The following is a 15,215-nucleotide window of genomic DNA, read 5'->3' as shown; positions in this document are numbered from 1 at the left end:
GCGGAACCGCGAGACGTGGTAGGCGTTTGCAGTGGAAACTAGCGGGGGTTCGGCCGCGATCGCACCAGTGTCCGCCGAGCGTTTCGGACGGGTACACCGCCGTTCACTGTCGTCCGAAAACCCGTAGACGGCAGCCGGATCCAGGGAGAGAGACGGCTCGCCGCGTCCGCGGTGCGGCGGCACGTCGCGGGCCGACTGCGTCGGGCGATCGGCCAGTACGCTTTATTGTCGTCGGCATGTAGTATCGGCCATGTTACCGCTTGCGTTCGGTCCCCTGGGATCGCCCCCGTCGCTGCTCGTCGGCCTGGTCGCCCTCGCGGTCGTCCTCCTCGTCGGGCGAGTCCTGTTGAGTCTCGCCTGGCGGCTCGTACTGATCGCCGCCGTCGTGGTCGGCGTCCTCTGGATCGTCGGCGCGGTCAGTCTCGGCGACGTGCTGACGGCCCTCCCCGCCTAATCGCCCGCCTCGTACGCCGCGGCCCACTCGAGGAAGTTCCCCACGACGTCGTGGCCGACGGCGGTCAGGACCGACTCGGGGTGAAACTGGACGCACTCGATGGGGTGCTCGCGGTGGCGGATGCCCATCACCAGTTCCTCGCCGTTGCTCTCACAGGTCGCGGTCACTTCGAAGCAGTCCGGCACCTCGGTCGCGACCAGCGAGTGGTAGCGCCCGCCCTGGAAGCCCTGGTCGAGGCCGGCGAAGACGCCCTCGCCGTCGTGGTCGATGGCGAAGGCCTTCCCGTGGATCGGTTCCGGAGCGCGCCCGACCTCGCCGCCGTAGACGTACGCCGCGGCCTCCAGCCCGAGACAGACCCCCAGCGTCGGCACGTCTGGGCTCACCTCGCGGAGCACGTCGGTGGTGACACCCACGTCCCGCTCGTTCGCGGGGTGGCCCGGACCGGGGCTGATCACGATGGCGTCGGGGTCGATCGCGCGCACGTCCGCGAGCGAGACGGTGTTGCGCCGGACCTCGGTGTCGGCGTGCTCGCTGACGTACTCGACGAGGTTGTAGGTGAACGAGTCGAAGTTGTCGACGAAGAGGACCCGATGGCGGGCCGCCTCCGCGTCGTCGGCGCCGCGCGCGGCGCTCATCGGGACGCCTCCTCGGCGTCGGCCCCAGTTGGCGCTTCGGCGACGCCCTCACCGTCGGCTTCGGGGTGCGCGTCCGCCTCGACCGACCGATCGGCGATGCGGTCCAGCGCGGTGAGCACGCCGTCCATCTTCTTCTCTGTCTCGTAGTACTCGCTGGTCGGGTCCGAGTCGGCGACGATGCCCGCGCCGGCCTGGACGGTGACGCGGTCTCCCGAGGCGCTGCGCGCCTCGCCATCCTCGACAGTCGCCGTCCGGATCACGATCGCGAAGTCGGTGTCGCCGGACCACGAGTAGTAGCCCACGCCGCCACCGTAGAGCCCGCGCGGTTCGGGTTCGAGGTCGTCGATGATCTCCATGGCTCGGATCTTCGGCGCGCCGGAGAGCGTGCCCGCGGGGAAGGCCGCCCGGGTCGCGTCGAACTGGTCGGCGTCGTCGGCGAGCGTCCCCGTCACCGTCGACTCGATGTGCTGGACGTGGCTGTACTTCAGGACGTTCATGAACTCCTCGACGCGGACGCTCCCAGGCTCTGCCACCCGGCGCACGTCGTTGCGCGCTAGATCCACCAGCATCGTGTGCTCGGCCCGTTCCTTCCCGTCGGCGAGCATCTCGCCGGCCAGCCGCCGGTCTTCGACCGGGGAGGTCCCGCGGTCGCAGGTGCCCGCGATGGGGTTCGAGACGATCCGGTCGTCCCGCACCGAGATCAACGTCTCCGGGCTCGCGCCGACGACCGTGAGGCCGTCGTAGCCCAGCAGGTACATGTACGGCGAGGGGTTCACGGCCCGGAGCGACTCGTAGAAGGCCAGCGGATCGACTTCGCCCTCGAGTTCGCGCTTCCGGGAGATCACGCCCTGGTAGATGTCGCCGTCGAGGACGTGCTCCTTCGCCCGCTCGACCGCGGCCTCGTAGTCCCCGCGGGGGTCCGCCCGCTCGTCGTCGTACGTGAACCCGCCGGTGTCGAGCGACAGGTCGCCGGCCAGCAACTCTCCCACGCGCTCGGCCTCGGCTTCGAGTTCGTCGTACCGCGCGCCGGCGTCTTCCTCCGGTGCGACCAGCGGTGTGAACACCAGCGAGACGGTGTCGTCCCGGTCGTCGAAGACGAGCGTCTTCGTGTTCAGCACGAACTGAGCGTCGGGGAGCCGTCCCCCTGGGTGTTCGAGCCCCACCTCGTCGAGCCACATGTCGTAGACGGCGTCGTAGGACAGAAAGCCCACGAGGCCGCCGTCGAGGTGCTGGCGATCCGACCCGTTGAACCCACGAAGCGTCGCGTCCGGGAGCGCGCTCCGGAGGTGATCGACCGCGTCGGCGTCGGCGCTATCGTCGCCCGTCACGCGGCCCGCGTAGCGCTCGTCGAACGTCTCGACCCTGGCCCCGTCGGGGTCGACCGTCACGACCGCTTCGGGGTCGTAGCCCACGAACGAGTAGCGCGCGTGGCGGTCGTCCGTGGTGGGCGCGAACGCCCCGTCGGGGTCGCTGGAGGCGACCTTCTCGGCGCTCTCCAGCAGGAAGGCGTACGGCGCGGGGTCGGCGTCCGTCGTCCGCCCGGTCAGCGCGGCGTAGGCCGCAAGCGGCTCAACGTCGACGTCGAGGTCTGCCGCGACGCGGACGACGGCGGGGCCGTCCGGAACTGCCTCCACGTGGTCGACGAACTCGCCACGGCTGGTGTCCATCATGCGCCGATCACCGCGCTCTCGGCCCGATCCACGAACCGGCGGACAGCGTCGTGGTCCTTCTCGCCGCCGGTCGACTCCACGCCGCTGGCCACGTCGACGGCGAACGGCCGGACGGTCTCGACGGCCTCGGCGACGTTGTCGGGGGTCAGCCCACCCGCGAGGATCACCGGGGCGTCGAGGTCGTCGACCAGTTCCCGCGTGCGCTCCCAGTCGTGTGTCTCGCCGGTGCCGCCGCCGCCCTGTTCGTCCACGGAATCGACGAGCAGGGCGTCGGCCGCTGCGGCGTAGGCGTCGACGTCGGTGTCCTCGGCGTCGACGGCCGCGATTGCCTTCGAGGGCACGGCCTCGCGGACGGTGGCGATCTCGTCCGGCCCCAGTGCCCCGTGCAATTGAACCGCGTCCGGTTCGACCCGCTCGACCAGTTCGACCGCTCGCTCGGGCGTCTCGGGCATCGTCACCAGCACGCTCGCGACGAACGGCGGCGCGCCGGCGACGAGCTCAGCCGCCCGCGCGACCGACACCTCGCGGGGCGTGTCGACGGTCACGGCGGCGGTGACGCCGACCGCGTCCGCGCCCGCCGAAACGGCTGCCTCGCGGTCCCGTTCGCGCGTGATCCCGCAGATCTTCACACGCGTCATCGCTGACCCGCGCGGAGGTCCGCGAGCTTCTCGGCGGCGCGGCCCTCCTCGATCGCCTGCCGGGCACGCTCGACCCCGTCGCGGTGGGATTCGGCCTCGCCCGCGAGGTAGACCGCCGCGCCCGCGTTCGCGAGGATGATGTCTTGCTTGGGTCCCGTGACGTCGCCCTCGACGATGCCGCGGAGGTCGGCGGCGTTCTCCTCCGGCGATCCACCGGCGACGTCCTCGATGGGCGCCCGCTCCAGTCCGAGGTCGGCGGGCGTGAGCCGGTACTCCTCGACGGACTCGCCCTGGACCTCGGCGACGACCGTCTCGTCGTGGATCCCGATCTCGTCCAGGCCGGCGCCGTGGACGACCATCGCGCGCTCGACCGGCATGTGCGTCAGCGAGTTCGCGATCAGCGGCACGAGGTCGGGGTCGTAGACGCCGAGCACCTGCGCGTCCGCGCCGGCGGGGTTCGTCAGCGGCCCGAGGAGGTTGAAGATGGTCCGCATCCCCAGTTCCTTGCGCGGGCCGATGACGGCCTTCATCGCCGGGTGGAAGACGGGCGCGAGCATGAACCCGATCCCGTCGTCCTCGATGGCCGCCTCGACGGCCGGCGGTTCGGCCTCGACGTTCACGCCGGCGACCTCTAGCACGTCCGCGCTGCCCGAAGAAGAGGAGACGGAGTAGTTGCCGTGCTTGGCGATGGGAACGCCCGCCCCGCTGGCGACGATGGCGCTCGTCGTCGAGACGTTGATCGTGTCGTAGTCGTCCCCGCCGGTCCCGCAGGTGTCGACCAGCGGTGACCGATCGGGTTCGATCGTGCGCGCGGCCTCGCGCATCCCCTGCGCGAAGCCCGCGATCTCGTCTTCCGTCTCGCCCTTGGCCCGCAGCGCCGAGAGCAGCGCTCCGATCTGTGCCTCCGTCGCGTCCTCGAAGACCGCCGTCGCGGCCTCGCGGGACTCGGCGACCGTCAGATCCTCGCCCTCCGTGACTCGTTCGATGTATGCCTGCATTGTGGACACCAGTGAACTGATTCGGCTTATGATGTACAAATCCGTTCATCATCTTAAGCGTGTCGGGACGGGCGTGGCGCGAGCGCAGGTGGCCGAGGCCGTGTGAGACGGGCACGAGTGCCGGACGGGACGGCGTTCTCCAATCCGAAACCTTCAATTACCACTGCGGATTACGGTGTGATGGAGTCAGCGCGGGTTCGTGGTCTAGACCGGTTACGACACCTCCTTGACATGGAGGAGGCCGACGGTTCAAATCCGTCCGAACCCATCCCCCGGCTTTCTGACATTTTTGAAGACCGTTCGACGAAGGATACCAATCCCCCTGACGGCCGTTGACGAGGCGATCCTCGACGGGGCACGCGGGGCCGACGCCGTGATTCGTCCCGTGAGCCGGCGCGAATGCTTAACCGCGCGCCGTTCCTTGTACGTCGGAATGGATTCCGGCGAGGGGAATGGTCCGTTCGATGCAGAACACGTCGAAGACTCGCTGGACCGGATGACGGACGCGTTCATGGCCCTGGACGAAGACTGGCAGTTCACGTATCTGAACGAGCGGGCGAAGCGGGTCGTCAGTGAGGCGATGAGCGTGGAGCAGTCCGACGCGAAGCTCGAGGGACGGGTGATCTGGAACGCGATTCCGGAGCTGACGGGGACGCGGTTCGAGGAGCACTATCGCGAGGCGATGCGGACGCAGTCACAGGTGTCGTTCGAGGCCCAGTACGACCCCCTGGAAGCGTGGTTCGAGATTACCGCCTATCCATCGGCCTCGGGACTATCGGTATACTTCCGGGACGTGACCGAGCGCAAGCGCCAGCGCGAGCAACTGGAGACCCAGGAAACGGTGCTTCGGGAGATCTATGAGGTGATCTCGAATCAGGATCTCGCCTTCGATGGGCGCGTTCAGGAGCTGCTGGCGATCGGGTGTCGGGAACTGGGAACCGACTACGGCTCGCTGTCCCGGGTCCGGGACGAGAAGTACGTCTTCGAGGTCGTCAGGTCACCGGACGACGCGATCGAAGTCGGGGACGTCGTGGACCTGGAAGTCACGCACTGCGAGCGCGTGGTGCTCGACGAAGAGCGTCTCGTCGCGGGCGACGTGGCCGGGGAACACCCGGAACTGACCGAAAAGGCAGGATACGCGGAGTGGGGGATCAGCTGTTACCTCGGGACGCCGGTACTCGTCGACGGTGACGTGTACGGGACCTTCTGTTTCTACGACACCACCGCGCGCGACGGGACGTTCTCGGAGTGGGACGTGACGCTGGTCGACCTCATGGGCCGGTGGGTGGGATCGGCGCTCGAGCGCGAACTCACCGAGGAGCGCCTCCGCAGGCAGAACGACCGACTCGAACAGTTCGCGACCATCGTCTCTCACGATCTGCGGAACCCGCTGGGCGTTGCGCTCCAACGGGTCGAACTGCTGTCCCGGGACTGCGAGAGCGACCACCTGCCGGTGATCCAGCGAGCACACGAGCGCATGGAGACGCTCATCGACGACGTACTCACGATGACTCGCGCCGGCGACACGGTCCAGGACACCGAGGAGGTGCGGATGACTGCCGTCGCGACCGACGCCTGGGAGACCGTGCAGACGGGCGCGGCCTCCCTGGAGGTGGCGCCGGACCTCGCAGTGTCGTGTGATCGGAGTCGCCTCCAGCAGTTGCTGGAGAATCTCTTCCGCAACGCGATCGAACACGGCGGCCCCGAGGTGACCGTTCGGATCAGCAGCCTCCGTGGCGGGTTCGCGGTGGCGGACGACGGCCCGGGAATCCCCGTCGCGGAGCGCGACGACGTGTTCGAGTTCGGGTACTCCACAACGGAGGGCGGGAGCGGCGTCGGGTTGGCCACCGTCGAACAGATCGCCGCCGCCCACGGCTGGGAGGTCGAACTCGGCGAGGACAGTGACGCGGGCGCGAAATTCGAGTTCCTGACGACGAGCGACCGCTGATCGGGTTACTCCTCGGCGACCGGCGTCGGGGCGACTAGTTCGGTCGGCTGGTCCGTCAGGCGGCGTTCGAGCTCGTCGAGGTGATTGATCACGCTCGTGACCTCGTCGCCCTCGGTGCAGGGCGTGACCTGCTGGAGTTCGGTGCCCTCGTACTCGGCCAGGCCCATCTTCGGGAGGACGATGGTGGTGTGGTCCTGCCCGGTGATCGAGGAGGACTGTTCGTGGGTCTGGTAGAACGACTCGAGCGTGGTGTTCTCGGCCAGCGCCCACTGCTTGAACTCGGCGATCCGGTTGAGGATGAACTGGCCCTGATCCGTGTCGGCGGCGTTGGTGGTCGGGTCGATCTGGCGCCCCCAGACCTTGACGTAGAAGTCGGTGATCTGCCCCTCGTCTTCGAGGCGCTGGAGGCGCTCGATGACCTCCTCCTGTCGCGTGCGTGCACCCGGCGGCGAGAGCGTCCGGACGTAGAGCTCCAGTCGTAGTGAGTCTGTGTTGGTTGACATTGGTGTCCCCTCCCGTGTAAAAAACGTGAATCACTCCCCTAAAGCGTTCCTCTGGTTGGCGTAATACCACATTCGATCCCTTATACCGATATAATGTCCCGTGGGGTGGCGTCCCGCGGATCGGGGGCGGCCGAATCGCCAGGGGAAGCCGGTTTCGGCGATCCCCGGTGGCCCGGAACCACTGGGAAGTTTGATTACCCCGGGCAGCCAAGCAAAAACGGGAGATTACGATGGATATCGCCGATATCGCGACCAGTGATTATATCGAAGTCGACGCCACCGAGCGGCTGGCGAAGGTCCGCTCGATATTCGAGCGCAAGAACCCCCGCGGGATCATCGTCACGGCCGACGGGGAGTACGAGGGCGTGATCGGACGCCGGCAGCTGCTCCAGTCCCACGTCCAGGACGACGCCAAGGCCGAGTCGCTCGTCGTCTCGGCGCCGAAGGTCGAACGGACCGACGACGTCCGGGAGGTCGCCCGCGTCCTCGTCGAGGGCGGGACGAAGATCGCACCCGTCTTCGAGGCCGGCCGCCTCTGGGGGATCGTCACCACCAACGCGATCCTCGAGGCGGTGCTCGAACACCTCGACGCGCTCGAGGTCGGTGACATCTACACCGAGAACGTCGTGACGGTCTCCGAGGACACCCACATCGGGCAGGCGATCAACCTCCTCCGGGAACACGGCATCTCGCGCGTACCGGTCCTCGACGAGGACGGCCTGCTCTCCGGAATGCTCACCACCCACGACATCGTCGACGTGGTCGTCCGCGACATGGACAAGTCCACGCGCGGCGAGCGCGCGGGCGGCAACGACCGCATCCTCGACATCCCCGTCTACGACGTGATGTCGAGCCCGGTCGCCACGACCGACCTCTCGGAGTCGGTCCGCTCCGCAGTGAGCCGGATGATCGAGAACGACTACAACGGCCTCGTCGTCACCCCGGAGGGCGACGACGGCCAGGTGGTCGGCATCCTCACCAAGACGGACGTCCTGCGGGCGCTGACCTACACGGAGGAGGAGCACATGGACGTCCAGATCACGAACATCAAGCTGCTCGAGACGCTCTCCCGTGACACCGTCCGCCAGGACATCGAGAGCGTCGTCGACAAGTACAGCGACATGCAGGTGCGCCACGCCCACGTCCGCTTCCACGAGCACAAGGAGAAGCTCCGCGGCACGCCCCTGATCCAGTGTCAGATCCGCCTGCGGACCACCGAGGGCCAGATCGCCGGCTCCGGCGAGGGGTACGGGTCGGAACAGTCCTTCAACGTCGCGCTCGACAAGCTCGAACGCAACGTGCTCGAGCTGAAAGACGTCCGATCCGACGAGGAGTACCGCGGCCAGTTGCTCCGCAAACTCGGCGAACTGTAATCCGAGTCCACTGGTCGTCGAGTCACACCGCACGAGGCGAGCGATTCTGCGGGCCGCCTTTCGCTGTCACTTCGTTCCGATCCAGTCCCGCGCTTCCGACCAGTCGTCCGTGAAGAGCCGCTCGAGGTCGGTGTAGGGCTGCTCTCTGGCCATCATGTCCACCGTCACCCGGGCCGACTGGTCCGCGGGGTAGACCACGGCCACGTACTCGAGGCCAGTCGATTTCGCCCGCGGCACCCAGTCCTCGATCGTCCAGGTCTTGTCTGCCTCAGCCATCAGTCCCTGTGCCTGGCTGTCGGTGAGGAGTTTGCTCGCGTCCCGCTCGCGAATCGCCTCGAGCGCCCGGTCCAGCCCCCGCCGGTAGTCCTCGCCGCCAATGTCCCCCTCCCACTCGACGACGACCGCGTCGATCTGCCCGTCCCAGCGGATGGTACAGACCCCTTCGTCGCTGTACAACGTCTCTACCATACAGGGTCGTTGGTGTGAACCACCTTGTAAGTTCACACGATATCCCGGCGTCGAAAACGGCAGGTCCCGGCCCGGTGTGGGAGCGATCTCCCCGACCGGCTCGGGACCGGCTGGTGCGTTACTGGAAGCCGATACGGCCGCCGCCGCGACCGCCCTTGCGCTGGGGTTTGGCCCCGCCCTTGAACTCGTCTTCCATCTGCTGGAAGTAGTCGCGGATGTCCTCGTCGACGGTCGGGCGGACACCCTCCATCGCCTGGCGGAAGTGGCGCATCTCGACGACGTCCGCGTCGTCGTCCTCGCGTAGCGCCTCGATGGCCGCCTCGCGGCAGATGCTCTCCAGATCGGACCCGACGTAGCCCTCGGAGATCTCGGCGAGTTCCCGGAGGCTCACGTCCGCCGACAGCGGCGTGTCCTGGGTGTGGATCTTGAGGATCTGCTCGCGGCCCTCCACGTCGGGCTCGCCGATGTAGGTGAGCCGGTCGAACCGACCCGAGCGGATGAGCGCGGGGTCGATCATGTCCGGCCGGTTGGTCGCGCCGATGACCATCACGTCCTCCATCTCTTCGAGTCCATCGAGTTCGGTCAGCAGCTGGTTGACGACGCGCTCCGAGACGTTCGAGCCGACCTCGCCGCCCCGGGCGGGCGCCAGCGAGTCCAGCTCGTCGAAGAAGATGATCGTCGGCGCGACCTGCCGGGCCTTCCGGAAGGTCTGCCGGATCGCCTTCTCCGACTCACCGACCCACTTCGAGAGCAACTGTGGCCCACGCACCGAGATGAAGTTCGCGTCGGTCTCGTTGGCCACCGCCTTCGCCATCAGCGTCTTCCCGGTGCCGGGCGGGCCGTAGAGCAACACGCCCGAGGGCGGGGTGACGCCCATGCGCTCGAACTTCTCTGGGGAGTTCATCGGCCACTCGACGGATTCCTGGACCTGCTCTTTCGCGTCCTGGAGCCCGCCGACGTGGTCCCAGTTGATCTTCGGGAGTTCGACGAGGACCTCCCGCATCGCCGACGGCGAGACCTCGTTCAGCGCGCCCTTGAAGTCGTCGCGCTTGATGATCATCCGGTCGATGAGACTCGGCGGGATGTCCTCCTCGTCGAGATCGATCTCGGGGAGGTAGCGCCGCAGGGCCTTCATCGCCGACTCCTTCGTCAGGCTCTCGATGTCCGCGCCGACGAAGCCGTGGGTCTCCTCGGCCAGTTTCGAGAGGTTCACGTCGTCGGAGAGGGGCATCCCGCGAGTGTGGATCTGGAGGATCTCCTCCCGACCGACCTCGTCGGGGACGCCGATCTCGATCTCGCGGTCGAACCGGCCCGGCCGCCGGAGTGCGGGATCGACCGAGTCCACGCGGTTCGTGGCCGCGATGACGATGACCTGACCCCGGGATTCGAGGCCGTCCATCATCGTCAGCAACTGGGCGACGACCCGGCGTTCGACCTCGCCGGTCACGTCCTCGCGCTTGGGCGCGATGGAGTCGAGTTCGTCGATGAAGATGATCGAGGGCGCCTCCTCGCTGGCGTCCTCGAAGATCTCTCTGAGCTGTTGTTCGGACTCCCCGTAGTACTTCGAGATGATCTCCGGCCCGGCGATGGAGAAGAAACTCGCCGAGGTCTCGTTGGCCACGGCCTTGGCCAGTAGCGTCTTGCCGGTGCCGGGCGGGCCGTGCAGCAACACCCCCTGGGGCGGCTCGATGCCGAGTTTCTTGAAGATCTGGGGGTGTTTCATCGGGAGTTCGACCATCTCCCGCACGCGCTGGATCTCGTTTTGCAGGCCGCCGATGTCCTCGTAGGTGATCCCGCCGCCGGTCTTCTCGAACCCGGAGATGGGCTCCTCGCGGAGTTCCACTTCGGTGTCCTCCGTGATGAGCACCACGTCCTCGGGATCGGTCTCGACGGCGATCAGCGGGATCGCCTGGCCCGGCGAGCGCATGAACGGGTGGTTCGTGCTCGACATGACGGGCACGATGTCGCGCTCGACCACGGGCCGCTTGAGGATCTGCCGTTTGACCATGCCGGCGGCGTCGCTGCCGAACTGGACGGAGGCCTCTTCGGGCGGGGCGAGGACGAGTTCGTCCGCCTTCTTCGCGTCGGCCTTGCGGATGGTGACGCGTTCGCCGATGCCCACGTCGGCGTTCTGGCGGGTGAACCCGTCGATGCGGACGGTGTCAGTGTTCCAGTCCTGGCGGTCGGCGCGCCACACCTTCGCCGCGGTGGTGTCACTGCCCTCGATCTCGATGATGTCTCCCGGTGAGAGTTTGAGATGCAACAGCGTATCGGGGTCGAGGCGGGCGATACCGCGTCCCGAATCGTTCGGGTACGCCTTCGCCACCTCTAGTTGAACTTCGTTCATACTCTGTGGGGATGTAGCACACTCGGGTACGGCGGGAGATATGCTTTTTGCTACCGGGGATCCGGTTCCGGCTTCGTTACCGGTCGGTTACGATCGGACACAACGGCCGTGCTGGCGGCTCCGGACGCCGTTCCGCCCATCCGAGTTCGGTACGACCCGAAAGGTAATTTCCGTCCGTGCCCGTTACCTGTGTCATGGCTGGCACCGCGTCGACGATTCGGGTGCTTCACGTCGACGACGACAGGGAGCTCGCGGCCCTCACGACCGACTACCTCGAACGCGCGGACGACCGGATCGTGACCGAGACTGCACCGAGCGCCAGCGACGCGCTATCCGTCCTCGACGACCACGCCGTCGACTGTATCGTCAGCGATCACGACATGCCGGGGATGAACGGTCTCGAGTTCCTGGATGCCGTGCGGGCCGACTACCCCGATCTGCCCTTCATCCTGTTCACCGGCAAGGGCAGCGAGGAGATCGCGAGCGAGGCCATCTCCGCCGGCGTCTCGGACTACCTGCAGAAGAAGCCGGGGACCGAGCAGTACGAGCTCCTGGCCAACCGGATCGGCAACGCGGTCGAGCAGCGCCGGGCCGCGAGCGCCGTCGAGCGCGCCGAACAGCGGCTCCGCGAACTCGCGGAGAACTCGAACGACGCACTGTGGATGTATTCGGGCGACTGGGAGGAGATCGAGTTCGTCAACTCCGCCTACGAGGAGATCTGGGGGCAGTCCGTCGAGCGACTCCGGGCGGACCCGAGTTCGTTCCTCGACGCCGTCCACCCCGACGACCGGGACCGCGTCCGCGATGCCGCCTCGCGGGTGTCGGCGGGGGAGTCCATCGACCTCGAGTTCCGCGTCAACGAAGACGAGGGGTACCGCCGCTGGGTCTGGGTCCAGGCCGAGCCGATCTTCGAAGCGGAAGGTGACGGCACCGACGGGTCGGAAGTCGCCCGCGTCGTCGGCTTCACGCGGGACGTCACCGACCGCAAGCGCGGAAACCCCGAGCGCGAACTCGAACGCTACCGGCGCATCGTCGAGACGATGGGCGACGGCGTCTACTCGCTCGACGAGGCCGGAAATTTCGTCCACGTCAACGAGTATCTCGCCGAGCTCTCGGGCTACGATCGCGAGCGATGGCAGTCGGCCGATCCGGACGAGTTCTTCGCGGCCGAGGACATCGAGGCGTTCGAGGCGGCGATCCGGAGCCTCCTCTCCGCGGACGAGGCGGCGGTCCGGACCGTCGAGGCCGAGTTGCTGACCGCCGCGGGCGACGCGGTCCCGATCGAGGTGAACCTCACCCTCCGGCCGATGGACGACGGCGAGTTCCGCGGCACCGTCGGCGTCGTCCGTGAAATCAGCGACCGCCGGGAGCGCGAGCGCGAACTCGAACAGTACGAAACCATCGTCCAGACGATCCCGGACGAGGTGTACATGCTCGACGCCGAGGGCCGGTTCACGTCGATCATCCCGCCGACGGACGCCGACCTGACGACGACCGGGTACGAGCCCGCCGAACTCGTCGGCGAACACGTCTCGATCATCATGGACGACGACGACGTCGCGGCCGGCGAACGGGAGATCCGGGGCCTGCTGGCCGACGACGACCGGCTGAAAGCCTCCTTCGAGATGGAGACCATCACGAAAGACGGTCGACGGGTCCCCAACGAGAACCACATCGCCCTGCTCCCGATGGAGGACGGCGAGTTCCGCGGCACCGTCGGCGTGTTGCGCGACATCACCGACGGGAAGCAGCGCGAACGGGAGCTCCGCCGACAGAACGAGCGGCTCGAACGGCTCGTCGGCGTGGTCTCCCACGACCTGCGCAACCCCCTCAACGTCGCCGAGAGCCGCCTGGCCTTCGCCCGCGAGGAGTGCGACAACGAGCACCTCGACCACGTCGCCGAGAGCCACCAGCGGATGGAGACCCTCATCGACGACCTGCTCACGCTCGCCCGAACCGGCGAGCGGGCGAGCGACGTCGGCCCGGTCGATCTCGGCGCGGTCGCCGAAGCGTGTCGCGAGGCCGTCGAGTCGGACGCGGCGACGCTCCACGTCGAGACCGACCGGACCGTGGTGGCCGACGAGGGCCGGCTCGCCCGCCTGCTGGAGAACCTCTATCGCAATGCCGTCGAGCACGGCGGCGACGCCGTCACCGTCACGGTCGGGGCTCTGGAAGACGGGTTCTTCGTCGCGGACGACGGGCCCGGGATCCCACCCGATGAACGCGACGCGGTCTTCCGGTCAGGCTATACGACCGCCGAGGACGGGACCGGGTTCGGCCTCTCGATCGTCGAGGAGATCGCGACCGCGCACGGCTGGGAGATCGCCGTCGCCGAGAGCGACGAGGGCGGTACGCGCTTCGAGATCACGGGCGTCGAGTTCGCCTGAGCCTACCCGGGATCGGACCCCCGGCCAGTGAGAGCAAAGCGAGAGCGGCGAGACCCTACCGCCGGGGTTCCTCGCGGCCGTCGGGGAACGGGTCTCCAGGATCGGGGTCGGCGTCGGGCCGCTCGGGCGCCGCGAGCCCGCGCCGGCCCAGCCAGTTTCGCTTCACACCCCGGGCGAGCAGCACCAGGGCGAGGAGAGAATAGCCCAGGAGCACGGCCGGAAGCCCGACGCTCGAACGGTCGAGCGATGGGACGAGCAGCGTCGGGTCGGTGGGGAGGGGTGGGGACATAGCGACCGAACGTGGGGCAGTTGGCGGGGTCAGTCTTGCCCCCGATATTGCCGGCCACCTACCAGGGGGTGAGAGATCGGCCCCCTCCCGTCCGACGCGTGACCGAACCGTTTTCCCGGCCCGCGACAGTCTCACGGGTATGCGAACACTCGCGTTCGACGGCCGCATGGGAGCCAGCGGCGACATGCTCCTCGGGGCACTTCTGGCGGCGGGCGCCGACCGGGACGCCCTCGCGCCCGTCGAGGAGGCCGACGAACTGGACGTGCGCTACGCGGTCCGGTCGGTCCGGAAGACCGGGATCGACGCGACGGCGGTCGACGTCCTGCTGGCCGACGACGAACCCGACGACGGTGGTGGAGCCGACGGCGACCCCCACGACCACACCGGCGAGGGCACCCACGACCACTCGCCGGACCCGGAACACGGCCACGGCGAGCACACACACGACCACGGCGACGCGGAACACGACCACAACCACGGTGACGAAGACCACGACCACACGCACGCGGAGGGGCACGGCCCGCACCGCACTTACGCGGAAGTCGTGGCGATCGTCGAGGGAATGGACCTCCCCTCGGGAGTGGCCGACGACGCGCTGGCGATCTTCGAGCGCCTGGGCGAGGCCGAGGCGGCGGTCCACGGGACGGACCTCGACGAGACGCACTTCCACGAGGTCGGGGCGGACGACGCCATCGCCGACGTGGTCGGGTTCGCCCTGCTGCTCGACGACCTCGACGTCGATCGGGTGGTGACGACGCCGCTCGCGACCGGCGGCGGCGAGGTGTCGATGAGTCACGGGACCTACCCCGTGCCCACGCCCGCCGTCGTCGAGGTCGCGGAGCGGGCCGACTGGGCGCTGCGCGGCGGCCCCGTCGATGCGGAACTGCTGACGCCGACCGGGGCGGCGATCCTGGCCCACGTCGCCGAGGGCGTAGAGGCGCTGCCGTCGCTGACCGTCGACGCCTCGGGCTACGGCGCAGGTGGGTACGACTTCGACGAGTACCCCAACGTCCTCCGGGCGCTGGTCGGCGACGGGGCCGGGGGGCTTCGGCGCGAGGCGATCACCGTGCTGGAGACGAACCTCGACGACGCCTCGCCCGAGTTGCTCGGCGGGTTACAGGAACGCCTCTCCGACGCCGGCGCGAAGGACGTCTCGATAGTCCCGCTCACGATGAAGAAGTCCCGCCCCGGTCACCTGGTGAAGGTGATCGTCAGTCCGGAGGACGCCGACCGGGTCGCGCGCCGACTGGCCGAGGAGACCGGGACGCTCGGCGTCCGCGAACACGGCGCGGGTCACCGCTGGGTCGCGGACCGGGAGGTCGTGACCGCGACGGTGCCCGTGGACGGCACCGACTACGACGTGGCCGTCAAAGTCGCCAGCGACGCCGGCGGCACGGTGTATGACGTGAGCGCCGAGTACGACGACGCGCTCGCGGTCGCCCGCGAGACCGATCTGCCGATCCGGGACGTGATGCGACGAGCGGAAGGGAGCGTTCGGTAAGCGA

At 68.2% G+C, this 15,215-nt stretch carries 13 protein-coding genes and 1 tRNA gene; 6 read left to right on the top strand and 8 right to left on the bottom strand.

All coding sequences use genetic code 11. The annotated features are described in order from the left end of the window. Positions 1–250: 250 nt before the first annotated feature. Positions 251–454 carry a DUF8029 family protein gene (locus tag U5918_RS15065; RefSeq protein WP_336002344.1) on the top strand — a complete coding sequence of 68 codons (204 nt, stop codon included), beginning with the start codon at positions 251–253 and terminating at the stop codon, positions 452–454. On the opposite strand, the gene trpG is transcribed toward U5918_RS15065, so the two are convergent. From trpG to trpD, 4 genes are read right to left on the bottom strand one after another with little or no spacing between them, the layout of a single operon-like run. Then, a complete protein-coding gene (trpG, locus tag U5918_RS15060; RefSeq protein ID WP_336002343.1) occupies positions 451–1,089 on the bottom strand; it encodes an anthranilate synthase component II in 639 nt (212 codons plus the stop codon). The genes U5918_RS15065 and trpG overlap by 4 nt on opposite strands. Continuing rightward, positions 1,086–2,759, bottom strand: a complete 1,674-nt coding sequence (gene trpE / locus U5918_RS15055) for an anthranilate synthase component I (protein WP_336002342.1) — start codon at positions 2,757–2,759, stop codon at positions 1,086–1,088. Before trpE ends, trpG begins: the two co-directional genes overlap by 4 nt. Continuing rightward, positions 2,756–3,397, bottom strand: a complete 642-nt coding sequence (locus tag U5918_RS15050; protein WP_336002341.1) for a phosphoribosylanthranilate isomerase — start codon at positions 3,395–3,397, stop codon at positions 2,756–2,758. Before U5918_RS15050 ends, trpE begins: the two co-directional genes overlap by 4 nt. Next, positions 3,394–4,395, bottom strand: a complete 1,002-nt coding sequence (trpD, locus tag U5918_RS15045) for an anthranilate phosphoribosyltransferase (RefSeq protein ID WP_336002340.1) — start codon at positions 4,393–4,395, stop codon at positions 3,394–3,396. Before trpD ends, U5918_RS15050 begins: the two co-directional genes overlap by 4 nt. 193 nt (positions 4,396–4,588) lie before the next feature. Between trpD and U5918_RS15040 the strand changes: the two genes are divergently transcribed. Both U5918_RS15040 and U5918_RS15035 read left to right on the top strand, forming a co-directional pair. Next, positions 4,589–4,663: transfer RNA gene (locus tag U5918_RS15040), tRNA-Val, on the top strand. A 165-nt stretch (positions 4,664–4,828) separates the two neighbouring features. After that, complete coding sequence (locus U5918_RS15035; RefSeq protein ID WP_336002338.1) at positions 4,829–6,343, top strand: ATP-binding protein; 1,515 nt, start codon at positions 4,829–4,831, stop codon at positions 6,341–6,343. Between the two features lie 5 nt (positions 6,344–6,348). Here U5918_RS15035 and U5918_RS15030 read toward each other — a convergent pair whose 3' ends face one another. Then, positions 6,349–6,846 (bottom strand): HTH domain-containing protein, encoded by a 498-nt coding sequence (locus U5918_RS15030; RefSeq protein ID WP_336002336.1) that lies wholly within the window; start codon positions 6,844–6,846, stop codon positions 6,349–6,351. A gap of 230 nt (positions 6,847–7,076) precedes the next feature. On the opposite strand from U5918_RS15030, the gene U5918_RS15025 reads away from it, so the two are divergent. Continuing rightward, on the top strand, positions 7,077–8,219 hold the full coding sequence (locus U5918_RS15025) for a CBS domain-containing protein (protein ID WP_336002334.1): 1,143 nt from the start codon (positions 7,077–7,079) through the stop codon (positions 8,217–8,219). A 66-nt stretch (positions 8,220–8,285) separates the two neighbouring features. Here U5918_RS15025 and U5918_RS15020 read toward each other — a convergent pair whose 3' ends face one another. Both U5918_RS15020 and U5918_RS15015 read right to left on the bottom strand, forming a co-directional pair. Then, complete coding sequence (locus U5918_RS15020) at positions 8,286–8,687, bottom strand: hypothetical protein (protein ID WP_336002332.1); 402 nt, start codon at positions 8,685–8,687, stop codon at positions 8,286–8,288. A 118-nt stretch (positions 8,688–8,805) separates the two neighbouring features. Continuing rightward, positions 8,806–11,034 (bottom strand): CDC48 family AAA ATPase, encoded by a 2,229-nt coding sequence (locus U5918_RS15015; protein WP_336002330.1) that lies wholly within the window; start codon positions 11,032–11,034, stop codon positions 8,806–8,808. Between the two features lie 194 nt (positions 11,035–11,228). Between U5918_RS15015 and U5918_RS15010 the strand changes: the two genes are divergently transcribed. Then, on the top strand, positions 11,229–13,421 hold the full coding sequence (locus U5918_RS15010) for a hybrid sensor histidine kinase/response regulator (protein WP_336002328.1): 2,193 nt from the start codon (positions 11,229–11,231) through the stop codon (positions 13,419–13,421). A 55-nt stretch (positions 13,422–13,476) separates the two neighbouring features. Here U5918_RS15010 and U5918_RS15005 read toward each other — a convergent pair whose 3' ends face one another. Continuing rightward, positions 13,477–13,710, bottom strand: a complete 234-nt coding sequence (locus U5918_RS15005; protein WP_336002326.1) for a hypothetical protein — start codon at positions 13,708–13,710, stop codon at positions 13,477–13,479. 139 nt (positions 13,711–13,849) lie between these two features. On the opposite strand from U5918_RS15005, the gene larC reads away from it, so the two are divergent. Beyond that, positions 13,850–15,211: a nickel pincer cofactor biosynthesis protein LarC gene (larC, locus tag U5918_RS15000; protein ID WP_336002324.1), complete on the top strand. Its 1,362-nt coding sequence runs from the start codon at positions 13,850–13,852 to the stop codon at positions 15,209–15,211. Positions 15,212–15,215 lie beyond the last annotated feature (4 nt).

It is taken from the genome of Halorientalis sp. LT38, from assembly GCF_037031225.1.
Lineage (GTDB): Archaea > Halobacteriota > Halobacteria > Halobacteriales > Haloarculaceae > Halorientalis > Halorientalis halophila.
Note: the sequence above shows the minus strand (reverse complement) of the source record. Positions and strands in the feature narration are given on the sequence as shown.